Source organism: Paenibacillus sp. MAH-35, assembly GCF_058135425.1.
In genome coordinates, this window is sequence record NZ_JBYUPU010000011.1 from 233,538 (window position 1) to 250,989 (window position 17,452).

The 17,452-nt window shown below is 55.0% G+C and carries 15 protein-coding genes; 5 read left to right on the top strand and 10 right to left on the bottom strand.

Annotated features, from left to right (window positions below; genetic code table 11):
- Positions 1–106: 106 nt before the first annotated feature.
- The gene (locus AC3Y2E_RS15065) at positions 107–487 is read right to left on the bottom strand and encodes an Asp23/Gls24 family envelope stress response protein (RefSeq protein ID WP_190927656.1); all 381 of its coding nucleotides are present in this window, start codon (positions 485–487) and stop codon (positions 107–109) included.
- Positions 488–661: 174 nt separating this feature from the next.
- On the opposite strand from AC3Y2E_RS15065, the gene cax reads away from it, so the two are divergent.
- Positions 662–1,720, top strand: a complete 1,059-nt coding sequence (gene cax / locus AC3Y2E_RS15070) for a calcium/proton exchanger (protein ID WP_190927654.1) — start codon at positions 662–664, stop codon at positions 1,718–1,720.
- Positions 1,721–1,770: 50 nt separating this feature from the next.
- Here the strand turns inward: cax and AC3Y2E_RS15075 are convergent, their stop codons facing one another.
- A complete protein-coding gene (locus AC3Y2E_RS15075; RefSeq protein WP_190927652.1) occupies positions 1,771–2,064 on the bottom strand; it encodes an Fpa/YlaN family protein in 294 nt (97 codons plus the stop codon).
- A gap of 229 nt (positions 2,065–2,293) precedes the next feature.
- Here AC3Y2E_RS15075 and AC3Y2E_RS15080 point away from each other — a divergent pair, with 229 nt between their 5' ends.
- Together AC3Y2E_RS15080 and ald are read left to right on the top strand one after the other, a co-directional pair.
- A complete protein-coding gene (locus AC3Y2E_RS15080) occupies positions 2,294–3,541 on the top strand; it encodes a PucR family transcriptional regulator (protein WP_379211576.1) in 1,248 nt (415 codons plus the stop codon).
- Positions 3,542–3,648: 107 nt separating this feature from the next.
- The gene (gene ald / locus AC3Y2E_RS15085; protein ID WP_379211623.1) at positions 3,649–4,758 is read left to right on the top strand and encodes an alanine dehydrogenase; all 1,110 of its coding nucleotides are present in this window, start codon (positions 3,649–3,651) and stop codon (positions 4,756–4,758) included.
- Positions 4,759–4,862: 104 nt separating this feature from the next.
- On the opposite strand, the gene AC3Y2E_RS15090 is transcribed toward ald, so the two are convergent.
- The 5 genes from AC3Y2E_RS15090 to AC3Y2E_RS15110 all read right to left on the bottom strand — a co-directional run bounded on the left by AC3Y2E_RS15090 (position 4,863) and on the right by AC3Y2E_RS15110 (position 10,050).
- A complete protein-coding gene (locus tag AC3Y2E_RS15090; protein ID WP_379211579.1) occupies positions 4,863–5,108 on the bottom strand; it encodes an HPr family phosphocarrier protein in 246 nt (81 codons plus the stop codon).
- A 119-nt stretch (positions 5,109–5,227) separates the two neighbouring features.
- Entirely contained in the window at positions 5,228–6,343 is a 1,116-nt protein-coding gene (locus AC3Y2E_RS15095; RefSeq protein ID WP_379211581.1) for an aminopeptidase, read from the bottom strand.
- 25 nt (positions 6,344–6,368) lie between these two features.
- A complete protein-coding gene (locus AC3Y2E_RS15100) occupies positions 6,369–7,055 on the bottom strand; it encodes a TVP38/TMEM64 family protein (RefSeq protein WP_379211583.1) in 687 nt (228 codons plus the stop codon).
- A 146-nt stretch (positions 7,056–7,201) separates the two neighbouring features.
- Positions 7,202–8,080 (bottom strand): hypothetical protein, encoded by an 879-nt coding sequence (locus tag AC3Y2E_RS15105; protein WP_379211585.1) that lies wholly within the window; start codon positions 8,078–8,080, stop codon positions 7,202–7,204.
- A gap of 80 nt (positions 8,081–8,160) precedes the next feature.
- Positions 8,161–10,050: a diguanylate cyclase gene (locus AC3Y2E_RS15110; protein WP_379211588.1), complete on the bottom strand. Its 1,890-nt coding sequence runs from the start codon at positions 10,048–10,050 to the stop codon at positions 8,161–8,163.
- Between the two features lie 522 nt (positions 10,051–10,572).
- Here AC3Y2E_RS15110 and rpsD point away from each other — a divergent pair.
- A complete protein-coding gene (gene rpsD, locus AC3Y2E_RS15115; protein WP_190927639.1) occupies positions 10,573–11,172 on the top strand; it encodes a 30S ribosomal protein S4 in 600 nt (199 codons plus the stop codon).
- Between the two features lie 111 nt (positions 11,173–11,283).
- On the opposite strand, the gene tyrS is transcribed toward rpsD, so the two are convergent.
- Entirely contained in the window at positions 11,284–12,540 is a 1,257-nt protein-coding gene (gene tyrS / locus AC3Y2E_RS15120) for a tyrosine--tRNA ligase (RefSeq protein ID WP_379211591.1), read from the bottom strand.
- 565 nt (positions 12,541–13,105) lie between these two features.
- Here tyrS and AC3Y2E_RS15125 point away from each other — a divergent pair.
- Positions 13,106–16,273: a transglycosylase domain-containing protein gene (locus tag AC3Y2E_RS15125; protein ID WP_379211593.1), complete on the top strand. Its 3,168-nt coding sequence runs from the start codon at positions 13,106–13,108 to the stop codon at positions 16,271–16,273.
- A gap of 82 nt (positions 16,274–16,355) precedes the next feature.
- On the opposite strand, the gene AC3Y2E_RS15130 is transcribed toward AC3Y2E_RS15125, so the two are convergent.
- Together AC3Y2E_RS15130 and AC3Y2E_RS15135 are read right to left on the bottom strand one after the other, a co-directional pair.
- Positions 16,356–17,096 (bottom strand): metallophosphoesterase family protein, encoded by a 741-nt coding sequence (locus tag AC3Y2E_RS15130; RefSeq protein ID WP_379211595.1) that lies wholly within the window; start codon positions 17,094–17,096, stop codon positions 16,356–16,358.
- 174 nt (positions 17,097–17,270) lie between these two features.
- Positions 17,271–17,452: AMP-binding enzyme (locus AC3Y2E_RS15135; protein WP_483875099.1), on the bottom strand; the 182-nt coding region annotated here is incomplete at its 5' end.

A 17,452-nucleotide genomic window follows, 5' to 3' on the forward strand; every position in this document is an offset into this window, starting at 1 on the left:
GTATACGTTCACTAACGCCGAGTAAGGAAACCTTCACTTTAGCACGGTAAAGAACTTAAACTTTCTGGCAGCAAACAAAAAAGCGGCGCGAACGCCGCTCCACACTTTACTTGATCCGGGCCGGGACTTCTTCCGCTTCCTCTTCCTTGAAAGCGACTCCCTCTACCTTAACGTTCACTTCGACCACGTTTAATCCCGTCATGTTCTCTACCGCTTCTTTTACGTTTTCCTGCAGACTGCGGCAGACGCTCTGTATAATCGAGCCATAATGAACGATGACTCGCAGATCGATCGCGGCCTCCAACTGTCCGACTTCGACGGAGACGCCTTTTTGTACGTTTTTTCCGCTAAGCCGTTTGGCAAGTCCTTCGGAAATGCCCCCCGACATAGCAGCGACGCCTTGCGTCTCGAGAGCAGCCAATCCGGCGATAGTGGCTACGACGTCATCGGAAATGCGGATCATTCCCGGTTGGTTTTCAGCGGACATTGTTCTCACTCCTCGTATACGGATATTTCCATTGTACCTTTTTGGAAGGGCGGTTCGCAACCGGATAAGCAGAAGCGGTTTTTCTTTGCAACTGGAAATTTTTCCATTATAGTAGAATAGGATCCACTTGATGCTGGAACACTGGTAGTTGACGGAAGGAGCAGAGATCACATCATGAAGCAAAAGCTGTTTTACACCATTCTGATCGCCAGTTTTCTGCTGAGCGGCACCGCCCACTACAGCGGTTTGAATACGACTTTGCAATTCGTCCTCTGCTGCATAGCCGTTATTTTTGCCGCCGGGTTTATGGGCAAGGCGACGGAGAGCGTCGCTCACTATGCCGGGGAGCGGATGGGCGGTTTCCTGAACGCCACGTTCGGCAATGCGGCGGAGCTGATCATCGCGATTTTCCTCGTACGCGACGGGCTCCACGACATGGTGAAGGCGAGCATTACCGGCTCCATTATCGGCAATATGCTGCTCGTGCTGGGACTCAGCGTGTTTCTCGGCGGCCTCAAATACAAGGTACAAAATTTCAACGTGATGCTGGCCAGCCATAACGCCTCGCTTATGTTGCTCGCCGTAGTCGCCCTGATCGTGCCGGCCATATTCGCCAAAAGCTTCACATTCAAGGAAATGGATATGCTCAGCACGATCGTCGCCGTCATCCTCATTATCGCTTACGGCTTATGGCTGTTGTTCTCCATGGTAACGCACAAAAAAGAACTGAGCGACGTCTCCGCTCGCGACCCTGAGGATCATGCGCATACGCTCAATTGGAGCAAGGGCAAATCGATCTTTTATCTCGTGCTCGCCACCGTGATGGTTGCCTTCATAAGCGAATGGCTTGTCGGCACCCTGGAACATTTTACGGAAACGTTCGGCTTGTCCGAGCTGTTCGTAGGCGCGTTTCTGATTGCGATCATCGGCAACGCCGCCGAACACAGCGCCGCCGTGTTCCTCGCGATGAAAAACAAAATCGGCGCCGCCGTCGAAATCGCCATCGGAAGCAGCCTGCAGGTCGCCCTATTCGTTGCTCCCGTACTCGTCATCGTCAGCCACTTTATGGGCGATCCGATGAATATCGTCTTTACGTTATACGAGCTCGCCGCCATCGCCATCGCCGCAGTGTTAGCCCGTTCGATCTCCCAGGACGGCGCGACGAATTGGTATGAAGGATTTTTGCTGCTGGTCGTCTATGTCATCTTGGGAATCGCCTTTTTCCTCGTCTGACCGCCCGGACTCCAAAATTGCACAAAAAAAAGAGTAGCTCCAAGGCGGAGTTACTCTTTTCTGGATAGGGCGAGCGCTTCGTACAGCTGCGCAAGCTTGCGCTCCAGATCGCTTATTATAAGCTTGCCCGACGCTTCGTCAATCAGCCCCGCCCGGATCGCGAAATCGATTTCACGGGACAGCCCATACATCTGTGTATCCAATACCTCTTCGTAAAGAGGGCATCTGCGATTCGTCAATGTTTCCATTTGGATCTGAATCAGCTTTTCGATGTTGTCCGCATCTTCTTGAAGCAGGTTCAGCGCTTTCTGATGCAAACCGACCATGACGTCCGATGTAGACATCCGTTTTCCCCCTTTGCGCAAAGCTCATCCAATCTCTATATGCTTATGATAGTCGAAAACCGATGATTACACAAGCGCACAACAGATTAGAATTATAGCTGCGTCTATTATTCGCATTGAATCGGCGCGGGCCAATCTATAAAATAGTAGGGAAACCAACTAAATAGTCAACCATTCGGATGCTGGTACGTTTGCATGCGAATTGGGCGGAACAATAAGGAGCGCGCGGATGAACGCGGAACTAAATCCTTTCAACCGAAGCTTTGACCATCTGGAAGCTTTGGCCGACAAAATAGGCGAAGTGCTCCACGCGCCGGTAACGGTCGAGGACGCAAACCACCGGCTGCTCGCCTACAGCAAGCACGACCCCGGGACCGACGCGGCGCGGATTGCCACGATCATCGGCCGGCGCGTACCCGATAACGTGATCGCCAGCTTGTGGAAAGACGGCGTGATCCCCCGGCTCATGCAAAGCGACGAACCTGTCCGGATCCGGTCGATTCGCGATGTCGGACTCGGCGACCGGGTCGCCATCTCGATCCGCAAAGACAATCAGGTGCTCGGCTACATCTGGGCGCTCGAGGTGGAACGGCCGCTGGACGAAGCTTGTCTGCTTCATCTGAAGCTTGCCGCCCAGGCGGCGAAGATCAAGCTTTTGCGTCTCCAGACGCAAAGAAGAAAAGAGGACGAGGAGCGTTGCGACTTTTTCTGGGAGCTACTTACCGGCCATCACCGGACGGCGCTTCAGGCGAAGCTCAAAGCCGATTCGCTCGGCGTCACTCTGCCCGGCCTGTTCGGCGTGATCGTCTTCCAGTTCGGACACGATGTCTCCGAGCAGTTGAATCAGCAGATCCAATATATCGTAACGGCGATCCAGAAAACCCGTCCGCTGCTCCATGTCCTGTCGGATAAACAGCTGATCGCCCTCGTCCCGGGAACGAACGCCTCCCGCTTCGCAGCGGAAGCCGGGGAATTCGCCCTGTCGTTTTATCATCAGATGAAGGAACGATTCGGCAGTGAACCGCTCAACTGGGGAATCGGCTCCTCGTGCGAAGAGGTGACCGCAGTCGAGCAAAGCTACCGGGAAGCGCTCACCGTGCTGCAGATCAAAGCGCAGTTTCCCGCCGAGACCGGTTCCGTCACCCACTACCACGAGCTCGGCTATTACCGCTATCTTCCTTATTTCCTCGAACAAAAACGGCTGCACCGGTACGAAAACGCGTCGTTAAAACAGCTCCGGACCTATGACCGGGAGCATCATGCCAATCTGGTCGAGACGCTGGAAACGTTCCTCGCCTGCGACAGCAACGTCAAGGTCGCCGCCGACGCCTTGCATGTTCATACGAATACGCTTGCTTACCGGCTGAAGCGGATTGCCGAGATCGGCGGTATCAACTTTGCCAATGTCGATCAGAAAACGACTTTGTTTCTGGATTTAAAGACGGACAAATGGAGCGGCAATCCGGATCGTTTGTGACTTTTCACAAGGGCGTCCCCTTTTTTTCTCGTTTCATCACGAAGCTAGACCGCTCGCCGACACGTATACTTGGTAACGAAAACCAAATCGGGGGAGCTGGATGGATGATGAGAATCGGGGTACCGAAAGAAATCAAAAACAATGAAAACCGGGTAGCCGTCACTCCGGCCGGAGTCATGGCGCTCGCGGGCGCAGGACACGAGGTGCGGATCGAGACGAACGCGGGAGCGGGAAGCGGCTTTCCGGACGAGCTGTATCAGTCGGCAGGGGCATTGATTTGTACCGGCGCCGCAGAGGTATGGGACAATTCCGATCTGGTGATGAAAGTAAAGGAACCGCTTTCGTCTGAATACGGTTACTTTCGGGACGGTCTCATTTTGTTCACTTACCTGCATCTGGCCGCCGAGCCCGAGCTGGCCCGGGCGCTCACAACCAAGGGCGTAACCGCGATCGCCTACGAAACCGTTGAAGTCAACCGCTCGCTTCCGCTGCTGACGCCGATGAGCGAAGTGGCCGGCCGGATGGCCGCCCAGATCGGAGCGCAGTTTCTGGAACGCCCGCACGGCGGCAAAGGCATCCTGCTCGGCGGCGTGCCCGGCGTCAAACGCGGCAAGGTGACCATCATCGGCGGAGGCGTCGTCGGAACGAATGCGGCCAAAATCGCGATCGGCCTCGGCGCCGACGTTACGATTATCGACGTAAGCCCGGATCGTCTACGGCAGTTGGACGACATATTCGGCACGAGCATCCGGACGCTTATGTCCAATCCGCTGCATATCGCCGAATCGGTGGCGGAATCCGATCTCGTCATCGGCGCCGTGCTGATTCCCGGTGCGAAAGCGCCGAAGCTGGTCAAGGAAAGCGCCGTTCGCGCCATGTCGCCCGGCTCCGTCATCCTGGATGTGGCGATCGACCAAGGCGGCATCTTCGAGACGGTCGACCGGCTGACCACGCACGATAACCCGACATACGAGAAGTTCGGAGTCGTTCACTATGCGGTTGCCAACATGCCCGGAGCCGTGCCCCGCACATCAACCATGGCTCTGACCAACGCCACGCTGCCTTATGCGCTTCGTATCGCCGGGTCCGGCCTGGAGGCTCTCCTGTCCGACAAAACGCTCCTGAGCGGCATTAATACGTTCCGGGGAGCAATCACGCATCCGGCGGTCGCACGCGACCTCGGCTACACGTACGTTGCGGTCGAACAAGCCGTATAAGATTCGTCGTCCGTTTAGGCGGTTGCGCACAGAAAAGGCTGCCCGGGTTATCCCGAGGCAGCCTTTTGGTTGCGTCTGTATATCGAACGGACCTGGAAGTCCGCTCAGCTTACGACATTAACTTCCAGGTTATGCTTCTTAAATACTTCGACCATCGCAGCCTTTGCTTCTTCAGCGTCGGGACCGTGAACGTGCAGATCGTAAACGCCCGAGTCGAGCAGTGTCGTGAACAGTCCGAGAATGCTCTTGACGTCAATGAATTTATTTTCATATTGAAGTACGATAGAAGATCTGAACTTGTTAGCCGTTTGCGATACTTCAACAATTGCGGCGTTGCTGGCGCTTGACATGGCACAATCCCTCCAAGTAGAAGCGGAGTAATCCGGCTTCCGTATTTGATACTTCTATATTAGCGTGGAACATCTATTCGCGCAATGATAATTTGCCAGAACTTGCTGCGGGCTGGAATCTATTTCAAGTTTTCGGGATTGAGCCCCTGCAGCTCGGGAATGACGAAGCGGCCGTCCTTGCGGATCAGCACATCGTCGAAATACACTTCCCCGCCGCCGTATTCCGGCCGCTGGATCAGCACCAGGTCCCAATGAACCGACGAACGGTTGCCGTTGTCGCACTCTTCATAAGCCTGGCCCGGAGTAAAGTGCAGACTGCCGTCGATTTTCTCGTCGAACAGCGTATCCTTCATCGGGTGCATGATAAACGGATTAAATCCGAGACTGAACTCCCCGATATAGCGAGCCCCTTCGTCCGTATCCAAAATGTCGTTCAGCCGCTTCGTATCGTTGGAGGTAGCCTCGACGATTTTCCCGTTCTCGAAGCGGAACCGGATATTTTCGAACGTAATGCCGGAATTTACGCTTGGCGTATTGTATTGCAGCACACCGTTCACGGAGTCCCGGACCGGGCAGGTGAACACCTCTCCGTCCGGAATATTGCGGTGTCCGGAACATTTTTTGGACCCGATCCCCTTGATCGAGAACGACAGGTTGGTGCCCGGCCCTGTGATTCGTACCCGGTCGGTGCGAGCCATCAGCTCGGCCAGCGGGTCCATGGCGATATCCATCTTGCGGTAATCGAGGTTGCACACGTCGAAATAAAAATTTTCGAAAGCCCGGGTGCTCATACTGGCAAGCTGGGCCATAGACGGGTTCGGGTAACGCAGCACGACCCATCTCGTCTTCTTGACCCGGCGCTCCAGATGAACCGGCTTGTAGTAGATCCGTTTGTACATATCGTTCTTGTCGCTCGGGACGTCGGACAATTCGTTGACGTTCTCCCCGGACCGGACCGCGATGTAACCATCCATCTGCTCCATACGCCTTAGGTCCATCTCCGCCCAATGCTCAAGCTGCTCCTTCGTGATCGACTGCAGCACCGAGCTCAGCACCGCCCTGTCTTCGTAGATCACATACGGGAAGCCGCCTTTCGCATGAACCTCCTCGACGAGACAGTGGACGATCTCCCTCTCCGGGCCGATCATCTCGATCAGCACCTTGTCGCCGGGCTGGACGTTCACCGAATAGCCGACCAGGTTGGCGGCTAACGTTTGCAATCGTGGATCTCTCATAAGTCCGCTCATCTCCTTATGTAAGTTAGGTCGCTTCATCCCGCTTGCCGGTCCATCTCGTCTTCATGTACTGGCCGAGGCAGATCAGCAGAACGAACAAAACCAGCACCAGCAGCAGCCGGATTTTATGTTCCTTGAACCGGATCAGATCGTGTCCGATGAACGTTTCCATCAGCACGATCGGCAGTTTGCCCAACACGGTCGCCAGCAAGAACGGACGAAACCGGATATTGGATACGCCGGCGCCGAAGTTGATCAGCGAGGACGGAATGACCGGGATCAGCCGGCCGACCAGCGTGTAGAAGAAACCTTGCCGCTCCAGCTTGCGGTTGAACGACTGTACGGCCGGAAACTTCGCCAGTCTGGCTTCGACCGCGTCACGGGCTATGTATCTCGCGATCAGAAATGCGCACACCGCGGATAAACACGTCATTCCGTAATTCATCACAAATCCTCCGGTCAAGCCGAACACATACGCATTGGCGCCAGCGAGCAGCACGAAGGGAACAATCGGAAACCAGGTTTGAAAAAAAATAGCGAGCATCCCAGCGATTACTGCGTATATCCCGAACGAATGCAGCAGATCCGCAAGCTGCTCCACGTTGCCGTGACGAAGGTCCCTTCCCGTTTCCGTAAACAGGATGAAATAGGCTGCAGCTGCGAACATGGCTAGAGGAATGCCGTATTTCAAACGATTACGTATGGTGCTCAACCTGTAAGCCCTCCCCTGTACATCCTCCCATATTGTAACACGGATTCGGACATGGATAAAAGGCAGGCCCCGCCGCAGGGAAGCTGCGCACAACGGGAAAGAAGCCCCTCCCGGACGCTGATCTTCGGTGTGCGAAGCCGGCGACGTCAGGTGCTTTTCTTGTTATTATAATCCGTGAAAAGGTAGTCGACGCGAATCGTCTCGGTCTTCGGCTGACCGTCCGAAGTATACTTCATCTCCGTCTCGATCTGCATCTTGCGGGGAAGGCGGCTTACCCGGTCCACCCAGATCCGGTATACGGCGCCCGCCTCAAGCGATCCTCCCGCCTCGTCCAGCTGCCGCTTCGTCAGAAGGACGCTCTGCTCCAGCTCGCCCCTCATACGCGCCGCCTCCGCTTCGGACAGCCCGTGCCTCGTCCGCAGTCCGGCGAGCTGCTTGTCGATATCGAGCACATCGGCTTGACGGGCCAGCTGATCTCGGACCGCCTTCGTTACATCGGCCGTCTCCGGCGTTACCGTAAGAATCGTCAGACGGGTATCCTGTTCGTCTCTGGCGCTTTCCGTTTTTTTCGCCATCGTGTTCAACTGCTCCAGCTTGTACAGCGGGCTCCAGGGCAGCAGCACGATCGCATCGCTTTGCGAAGCGGCCTCCGAGACGACCCATTCGTTCTGGGATTTGCTGAACACGACGGAACGGGGCGTTCCCCCCGCTTGGGCCGCACCGATCGTCCCTGCTCCCGGGCTGCCCCGGTTAAAGCTCATCGACAGCCGGTTATGCCCGTTGACCACGCCTTCGAACGAGGCCCCTTCCTGCATCGGCAATCCCCCGACCGATACGCTCGTCGTCCCTTCAAACCGGAAATCGTCCGTTCCGGACAAGCCGGAGACGGTCTGCTTCAGCAGCTCGCCCGGATCGGACGGCATTCCCGTTAATGAGCACGCCTCCGCCAGGATCGCGATAATCGCAAAAACGGCAAGCGCGAGCGCACGCCGCCTCAGCCGACTATATCTCCGCTTCGTTAGCATGAAAACCCCTCCTGGGCATAACGATTCAACTTCACCTTATCGTTTCCCAAGAGAGTGTAGTTATTCCTGCGACATTCGGCTCAATCGATGCAGATCCGGTTTTTCCCGGAATGCTTCGCCTTGTACAACGCCATATCCGCCCGGTAAAAAAGCGATTCCACACTGATCCTCTCGTCTTCCCAGTTCCAGTCCGAAACTCCGCACGATACCGAGACGATCGGGGAAGTTTCCGTTTTCACTTGCTTCCGGATCCGCTCCGCCACCTTGATCGCCTGCTCCTTCGAAACCTGGGGCAAATAAATGGCCAGCTCCTCGCCTCCCCAGCGGGAAGCAATATCGCCTTCGCGGATCGAGGTGCGGATTATCGCGCTTACCTGAATCAACACGCGGTCGCCGATCTGGTGGCCGTACGTATCGTTTACCTTTTTGAAGTTATCGATATCGACCAGAATTAGCGAGCCGCAGTAATCTTTTTTCTGAAACAGACCGATCTGGTCGTCCAAATAATGTCTGGCGAACAGCCCGGTCAGCCGGTCTGTCTGCACCATCCGGCGCACTTCCGCGTGCAGGTTCGCATTGGAGGCGGCCAGTCCGATATGGCTGGACAACGTCTTGAGCAGCTTGTAGTTGTCGTAGGAGAAGTAATGGGCCCGCCGGTGCGCCATCAGAATGACGCCGACCACCGTTCCTTCCACCACGATCGGGCAAGCCAGCAGCGAGCGGGCGTTCGTCGCCTTCATCCAGAGCGACTCGACGGCCGGATTGAACCTGTAATCCGATACGATCAGCGGTTCTTTCGAAGCGATGACCCGCCCGGCAAACCCGTAATCGGAGGCCAGCACCTCGCCGCAAAAAGAAGCCGGCTCCCCGGCCCGGACAATAAGCTTGCCGCTCGGCTTGTCCAGCTCTAAAATGCACGAAAACTCCGCATTAAAAATCGTGCGCAGCTCCATGGAAACAAACGAATATATATCTTGCAGCTTCAGACTTTGATTCAGACGCTGCGTAATCTCGTTAATCAGGCGCAGTTCCCCGACAAGCCGGTTCGATTGTTCATACAGGCGCGCATTCTCGAAGGCGCCGCCGGTCGTATCGGCTAGCAGCGTAATCTCCTGAAGCGTCTCGAACTCCGTCTTTCCGTCCGGAATCGCAATCCGGATGACTCCGTACACCCCCTGCTTGCCGCGCAGCGGGAAAACCGCATCGGTCCCGCATTGTCCGACGATCGGCCGGCCCTCGGTAAACGAACGGAAGCGGATATCTTCCTCGGACTGGTCAAAACGGAGCGGCTTGACAGACGGGATCGAGCTGTATTGATCCTGAGACAAATAAATTTCGTAAGCCACGGCCGGGTCCCGCTCGTCCAGAAAGCGGATCAGCGTCTCCAGCACCTGGTCCGGATCGTTGCAGGAATGAATATGGATCGCCATGTCGAACAACGCTTTCTTGCGTACCAGTTGCTGCTCCAGCTCCTTCATCTGTCCGGCAAGCTCGTCATGCCGGGCTTCCGCCTCCTTTGCGCGAATCGCGGCGGCGAATGCCGTTCCGGTCAGCTCCATGGACTCCAGCAGCTCCGGCTCGGCTGTCGAATCGTCAGTTATACGAATCAAATAAGCGATCGGATCATTGCGGTCGGCGTAAAGGGGATACGAGGCGATGACGGGCGATGCGGCATCCCGGCGTTCGGAATGGACTAGAAATGCGGCTCTTGAAAACGTTCGGTCGTGACCGTTCACAGCATGTGCAGCCCGGATCTCGCGCAGAAAAGCTTCTGGATCCGCTGGAAACGAAACGTTTATTCCGGAACCGGACGGGTTGATCGTATGATGAGCAATGCAGCGGCCGTCGGCATCCCACACTGCGTATACCGCAGCCCGGTCTGGCATATGTCTCTCCAGGCCGGTGACGAACGGGCCGAATCCATCCTCGATTAGTACAGCGAGTCGGTCCTGATGTAGCATTTCTTTCATAGCGAACCCCTTCTATGAAACGTCAATATTCCAATCATACTATGAATGCAAACAGGCTGCACTAAATTTTCGTTCAAAATTCGCTAAAGGAAGGATTCTCCAAAATCGGTCATCGCTGCGTTTTACCGTGCCATGCCGAACCATACCGTACCTTGCCGCGCCTTACCAATCCCATTGCCGCCACAAACCGTATAAATTCGATAAGATGCGCACCGGATCATTTACTTTCATTATATACACACTTCATATTTGCATCGTCAGATTTCGCCCAATAGCGGTTTCCGCTTGACATCACCCCCAGGTTTCTAATAGAATTAATATTCGAGTGGAAAAAGGTGTTTTTTATGATTGGCGACGCACGATGCGACCCTCACGGTGTTCGTTACCAGCAGGCCAGCGGCTGAACTGCCTGCCGGGAAACGGGACTGATCGAAGTCCGTTTCGCAACGTATACCGCGTCGGAACGTCTCCCCTACGCCTACTCAACCATTAAACACTATCGGTATAAAGGAGCAAAACATAATGGCACGCTATACAGGTCCTAAATTTAAATTGAGCCGCCGCCTCGGCGTATCCCTTAGCGGGACAGGAAAAGAATTGAAACGCGCGTTTCCTCCAGGACAACACGGTCCGGGACAACGCAAGAAGCTGAGCGGCTACGGCATTCAGCTCCAAGAAAAGCAAAAGCTTCGCCATATGTACGGTTTGGGCGAGAAGCAATTCCGCAACTTGTTCGACAAAGCATCCAAAATGCAAGGTATTTCCGGTGAGAACTTCATGGTTCTGCTCGAAAGCCGTCTGGACAACCTCGTGTACCGTCTTGGCCTTGCCAACTCCCGTGCAGGTGCCCGTCAGCTCGTCGCTCACGGCCACGTAACGGTGAACGGAAGCAAAGTAGATATCCCTTCCTACACAGTTAGCACTGGCACTGTAATCGGCCTTCGCGAAAGAAGCCGCGGCTTGTCTTCCATCAAGGAAGCTTTGGCAAACCGCAACTTCCTGCCGAACTACCTGGAGTTCAACGACACGGCAATGGAAGGCAAGTTCATCCGCCTGCCTGAGCGTTCGGAACTTCCTCAAGAAATCGACGAGAAGCAAATCGTCGAGTTTTACAGCCGTTAATCTGGACTTCAACAATCAACCCCCGAGCCTTTTGGCTTGGGGGTTTTTGCTTTTGACCGTTTTGGTTTTAGCCGTTTTTTGCTTCAGCCCGTTTTGGTTTCGGCCGGCTGGTTACACGAGCTTGATTTTGACGAACTTCCGCTTCCCGACCTGCAGCACTTCTCCGCCCTCCAGTTGGACAACCGCGTTCGGGTCAGTTACCTTCTCTTCATTTATTTTCACGGCTCCCTGCGATACGCTGCGCTTCGCTTCCCCGTTCGAAGCTTGCAGTCCGGTCGTTACCAGCAGCTGGACAATCCGGATCTCCCCGCCGTTCAGCTCCGACACCGGCAGTTCCGCGTCCTCGATCTCATCGGGCAGTGCCTTTTGCTGGAATACCGTCACGAAATGCCGCTTCGCCTCTTCCGCTTGCGTTTCCCCGTGGTACATCTTGACGAACGTGTATGCAAGCTTCATCTTCGCGTCGCGCGGGTGTACGGTTCCTTCCTCGAGTCCGGCCTTTAAGCTGCCGAGCTCTTCGTCGGGCAGGTCGGTCGCCAGTTCGAAGTATTTCACCATCAATTCGTCCGGCACCGACATCGCCTTGCCGTACATATCATTCGGAGCTTCGTCGATGCCGATGTAATTACCGAGACTTTTGCTCATCTTCTGCACGCCGTCGAGCCCTGCGATCAGCGGCAGCGTAATGGCGGCCTGCTGTTGTTTACCGTACTCTTTCTGCAACGTGCGGCCCATAAGCAGATTGAATTTCTGGTCGGTTCCTCCCAGCTCGACATCGCTGTCCAGCTCGACCGAATCGTAACCTTGCATCAGCGGGTAAAAAAACTCGTGCACGCCGATCGGCTGACCGTTCGCATAACGCTTCGTGAAGTCGTCTCTCTCCAAAATACGCGCTACCGTCACCTTCGCCGCCAACTGGACGACATCCGTGAAGTTCAGCTTGTTCAGCCATTGCGAATTGTAATGAACGGTCGTCTGGGCCGGGTTCAAAATTTTGAAGATTTGCGCCTGGTACGTCTCCGCGTTACGCTTCACGTCCTCTTCGGACAATTGCTTGCGCGTCTCCGATTTGCCCGTCGGGTCGCCGATCCGTCCGGTAAAGTCCCCGATGATCAGCTGCACTTCATGGCCGAGCTCCTGGAACTGCCGCAGCTTATGAAGGACGACCGTATGGCCGACGTGGATGTCCGGTGCGGACGGGTCGAGACCGAGCTTGATCTTAAGCGGCTTCCCGGTCAGCAGGGAATTCGCTATTTTTTCCTTCAGATCCTCTTCGGGAACGATCTCCACAACACCCCGGCGGACGACTTCCAGCTGCCGTTCCGCTTCCTTTCTCATCTGCTCTGTCAACTGTTTCCATGCTTCCATCGCTATTCGCGTCCTCTCTGCTTGTTTTTTCCAAAATAAACGCAAAAAAAGCCTTCTCGTCCACAAAAAGGGACGGGAAGGCTTTGACCCGCGGTACCACCCTAATTAAAGCAGCTGCTTTCGAATCCTTATAAGAGCCGTTGTTAACTCTAAAGGAGACGGGCGCTGCTTTCACTTCATTTCGATAACGGGATCACCCGGCAAAAGCTTGGCGCCTCACGCGCTTCCCCTTTTGCTGCTCAGGACCGTAATTCGGCAACATGACGCATCCCGGCTCGCACCTTCCGCCGGTTCTCTGATATGCGCTGGCATCCGCCTACTGGCGCTCCCGGTATTCGCCGGGCCACGCTAGCCCTTCAAACGCTTTGTCGTTTTTAAGATTTAACACCAGTTATATCATAAGGCCAAAGTGAAAGTCAACGACAAGAATCATTCAATTTTTGATTAATTCTCGGATTTCACTGAAAAAAACGGCGAAAATTCGCAACTTCTATCGGATATTCCAAATTATGAAATGACGATATGTGCTATAATAACTCTGTGTGCCCGAAGGAGGATTAACGGAATGACCAAGCCATCATCATCATCTTCTACAGCAAAAAAAGCGCTGCGCGTAACGTTGATAACTCTCAAATGGATGTTTATCGCCGGCATAATAATCGGATTTGTCGGAGCGGGAGCGGCATTCGGTTACGTTAGCGCACTTGTAAAGGACGACCCCGTTCGCCCCCAGGAAGAAATCCTGGAGAGGATTAACGAAAATGCGATAACCGGCTTCGTCTATTTCAACGACGACACGCCGATCGGTCAGCTCCGCTCGGAGGAAGACCGCCGGCCGATCGGCAGCGAAGATCTGCCCAAGTTCGTCGAAGACGCCGTACTGGCGATTGAGGATCACGATTTTTACACGCATCACGGCGTCGACGTCAAAGCTTTTTTCCGGGCTGTCACCCAGAAGCTGACGAATGCCGACGTGCAGACAGGCGGCAGCACGATTACCCAGCAAGTAGCGCGACGGGTTTTCTTGACGCTGGACCGCAGCGACAACCGGAAGGCGAAGGAGATTTTGCTCGCGCTCCGCCTGGAGAGGCTGCTGTCCAAGGAGCAGATTTTGCTCGCCTATTTGAACAAGATCCCATACGGCAACGGCTCGTCCGGCTATAATCTGTACGGGATCAAGGCGGCGGCCAAAGGCATCTTTAATATCGACAACCTGCACGATCTGCACACCGCCCAAGCGGCTTATCTGGCCGGCTTGCCGCAGCTGCCGTCCAAATATTCGGCATTCACGAGCCGCGGCGAACTTGACGAGAAAGCTTTTAACGGAGCGGTCGAACGGATGAAGCTGGTCTTGAAGAGAATGCTCGATGAAGGCAAGCTGACGCAAACGCAATACGACGAAGCGCTGGCGTTCGACATCAAAGGTTCGCTCGCGCCGTCCCAGCCGAAAGCATACAATACATACCCGTACTTGATGCTGGAAGTGGAGCGCCAATCAAGCGAAATATTGGCCAACCTGAGCAACCCGGACCTCAAGAAGGATACGAAGCAAGGCCAGGCCGAATACGCGGAAGCCGTCAAGCAGGCGCGCGAGGATCTGCAGCGCAAAGGATACCGGATCTACACGACGATCGACAAGCAGATCTACGACGAGATGCACGTCATCTCCGACAATAGCGACAACTTCACTCCCGACGATCCCGAAAAAGGGATGGAGCAGATCGCCGCCATCACCTTGGACAACGCCACGGGCGCCATTCTCGGGATGATCGAGGGACGCGATTTCCACAAGGAGCAGATGAACCTCGCCACCCAGATGACGCGTCAGCCCGGCTCTACGATGAAGCCGATCGCGGCTTACATCCCGGCCATCGACAAAGGAGCGATCGCCCCGGCCGTCGTCATCGACGACGTGCCGGTCATCCTGAAGGACGGCAGCAAAGGGTTCCATCTGCCGGAAAATTGGGACAACAAATTTCATGGACTGGTGACCGCAAGGCAAGCCTTGAACCAATCGTATAACATTCCGGCGATCAAGCTGTTTATCGACGTCGTGGGCATTAACAACGCATGGGATTTTGCCAAGAAGCTCGGAATCTCGACGATCGAGAAAAGCGATTACGGAGCACAAACCGGAGTTATCGGAGGGTTGTCCCGCGGGGTTTCGGTCGAGGAATTGACGAACGCCTACAGCGCCATTCCGAATAAAGGCCAGTTCACGGACGCCTATATGATCCGCAAAATTACGGATTCGGAAGGCAAAATCGTATACGAGCATGTGGTGAAGCCGACGGCGGTTTTCTCCGAGGAGACGGCCTACCTCATCACCGATATGATGAAGACGGTTATCAGCTCGGGTACGGCTACCTTGCTGAAAAAAGACTTTAAACATTACAGCCAGATCCAGGTCGCAGGCAAAACCGGCTCCACGCAAAATGACGGCGACGCCTGGTTTGTAGGGTATTCTCCCGATATTACCGTCGGGGTATGGGCCGGCTACGACCAGCAGAAGTATTCTCTGAAGAAGAGCGGCTGCAATCTGAACAGCGAGCTCGGCTGCGGTACGCAGCGGGCCATGAAAATATGGGCCAAAGTCATGAACTCGATTGCGGATAACCGTCCGGAACTGCTGCCGAACAAACAGTTCGTCAAGCCGGATAATATCGTTTCAAGGACCGTATCCGGTTATTCCGGCAAGCTGCCGAACGAACAAACGAAGCAAAGCGGCAAGCTGGTCACGGATATTTTCAACAAAAAGTTTATTCCGACCGAAGAAGACCAGGTGTTGGTCAAGCAGAAATACGTTACGTTCGACGGCAAAGTCTACTTGCCGCAGCCGGGAACGCCGGCCGATATGGTGCAAGAGAAAACCGTCGTCAAGCGGGAGCGGCCGATCGGCGACATCATCAAGGAGATTCAGGCGATTTTGCCTCAATTGCCGGCCAAAAACCGTCCCGACATCTCGCACTATTACCCGCTCGATTACGATAACGACGCCGCCGTCGAAGTGGACCCGAGAGCCGACGACGGACAAATTCCGAACGCGCCGGGTGGCGTCACCCTGAAGCATTCGGCCGACAAAAACGAGATTACGTTCCAGGAAGCCGGAAGCGCCGATATCGTCGGTTATCGGCTGTACAAAGCGGATGCCCTCGGCGGCAAATTCGCACGCGCAGCCGGCAAAGTGGTCCTTTCCGGGCAAGACCGGATCTTTGCCGATACGGTATCCGGCCAGCAAGTCGTGGGTTATTACGTAACAGCCGTGGACGTAGCCGGCAAAGAGTCGAAGCCGAGCAAAGTGGTGTTCAGCGACGGAAGATCGACAGAGATCTCCTCCCCGCTTGATCCGTTCGGTGTGCCGAACGGTCAGCCGGGCGACATCAACGGCTCGGACGGTAAAGGCAACAACGGCAGCAACGGAAACAACAAGCCGGACGACAAGCCTGCCAAAAAGGAACCGCCGTCAGCTCCGAAAAACGTAACCGTCCAGCAGTCCGGAGCCGGGATTCAAATCGAATGGTCGGCCAATCCGAAGACCGAAGCGGTCAAACGGTACGATATCTACTTCAGCGATAAAGAAAACGGCAGCTTCAAAAAGATTCAGTCTTCCGAAACTCCGAAGCTGAACTATTTCGCACTCGTCTACGAAGGCTGGTACCGGGTCGTCGCCATTAACGAGCATGGCGAATCCAAAGCTTCGGCAAGCGTGCCTTTCAAAAGCAAGAAGCCATAAGACCAAACTTCAACAGCCTTGACCTGCAACCGGTCAAGGCTGTTTTTGATGCGATCTATGCGGTTTTCCGGCAGCAGTCCGGCTACCTCGCCCGGGTAATATCGCGCGTAAACTTCTCCAGCCTCGGCATTCCTCGAGCGGCTGCATCCTGCAGCACCTCTTCGCGGTCGTACGGCACTCGAACGATCTGCACGGAAAACGGTGCCGGCGATTGCTGATGCAGCGCACCTTCCATGATGACGTAACCGGCCAGCGGAATGTCATCCAGCGGCAGACCGACGCTGCCCGCATTGACGACAAACCGGTCCTCCAGCGGCATCACATAGGCCATATGAATATCGCCGTAGACGACGCAATCAGACTTCTCTCCGCTGATTCCGAGCCAATCGCCCGTCAGCGGCGTATTTTCAAACAACGTTAACTTCTCCGTCATCGACGTCTTCAGCCGGACCCGGTCATACACGCTCGTCGGGGAAGCATGCAAGAGCCGGACCTTCCGCCCGCTCCAGTAAAAATCATAGCAAAACGGAAGATTCCGCAAATAATCGAGCCTCTCCTGTCCAAGCAGTGGTTGTGTCCACAGCTGCCAGACCCATTCTTCGTTTTCCGGAGTTAACGTTATTTTATGATCCCAGTTGCCCTGCAGCACGACCTCGCAACGCTCGCGTACTTCATCAACCGCTTCGGCCGGATACGGGCCTTTGCCCACCAGATCGCCCAGACAAAAGATTCGTCCGATCTCCCGCCGCTCGATATCCGCCCAGACCGCCTTCAACGCGGCCAGGTTGGCGTGAATATCGGATATTACCGCAATTCGCTCCATACACGTCTCCTCTGATTCATAGTATTGATAGAATAGACCTCAGACTTCTTATCCTAGGGGAAACGCCTTGCCGCCTCCAGCTACTTGTTGGTTATAACGGTCTATTCCAATAGAAAACCCCGCCGGCCTGATGTACGGCCTAGCGGGGCTGATCGTATTCATAATAGCGGATAATTAATCTTCGATCGTCGACAAGTCGCCGGTCGGCAGGCCAAGCTCCCACGCTTTGAGCACGCGGCGCATGATCTTGCCGCTGCGCGTCTTCGGCAGCTTATCCTTAAACTCGATTTCGCGAGGCGCGGCGTGGGCGGACAGCCCGACCTTGACGAACTGCGAAATCTCCGCCTTCAGCTCGT

Excerpts from the sequence above, each read along its gene's own strand:
- AC3Y2E_RS15065 (WP_190927656.1), bottom strand. The coding sequence starts at position 487 with ATGTCCGCTGAAAACCAACCGGGAATGATCCGCATTTCCGATGACGTC.
- ald (WP_379211623.1), top strand. The coding sequence starts at position 3,649 with ATGAGAATCGGGGTACCGAAAGAAATCAAAAACAATGAAAACCGGGTA.
- AC3Y2E_RS15105 (WP_379211585.1), bottom strand. The coding sequence starts at position 8,080 with ATGCTAACGAAGCGGAGATATAGTCGGCTGAGGCGGCGTGCGCTCGCG.
- cax (WP_190927654.1), top strand. The coding sequence starts at position 662 with ATGAAGCAAAAGCTGTTTTACACCATTCTGATCGCCAGTTTTCTGCTG.
- AC3Y2E_RS15095 (WP_379211581.1), bottom strand. The coding sequence starts at position 6,343 with ATGAGAGATCCACGATTGCAAACGTTAGCCGCCAACCTGGTCGGCTAT.
- AC3Y2E_RS15090 (WP_379211579.1), bottom strand. The coding sequence starts at position 5,108 with ATGTCAAGCGCCAGCAACGCCGCAATTGTTGAAGTATCGCAAACGGCT.
- AC3Y2E_RS15110 (WP_379211588.1), bottom strand. The coding sequence starts at position 10,050 with ATGAAAGAAATGCTACATCAGGACCGACTCGCTGTACTAATCGAGGAT.
- AC3Y2E_RS15075 (WP_190927652.1), bottom strand. The coding sequence starts at position 2,064 with ATGTCTACATCGGACGTCATGGTCGGTTTGCATCAGAAAGCGCTGAAC.
- AC3Y2E_RS15080 (WP_379211576.1), top strand. The coding sequence starts at position 2,294 with ATGAACGCGGAACTAAATCCTTTCAACCGAAGCTTTGACCATCTGGAA.
- AC3Y2E_RS15125 (WP_379211593.1), top strand. The coding sequence starts at position 13,106 with ATGACCAAGCCATCATCATCATCTTCTACAGCAAAAAAAGCGCTGCGC.
- tyrS (WP_379211591.1), bottom strand. The coding sequence starts at position 12,540 with ATGGAAGCATGGAAACAGTTGACAGAGCAGATGAGAAAGGAAGCGGAA.
- AC3Y2E_RS15130 (WP_379211595.1), bottom strand. The coding sequence starts at position 17,096 with ATGGAGCGAATTGCGGTAATATCCGATATTCACGCCAACCTGGCCGCG.
- rpsD (WP_190927639.1), top strand. The coding sequence starts at position 10,573 with ATGGCACGCTATACAGGTCCTAAATTTAAATTGAGCCGCCGCCTCGGC.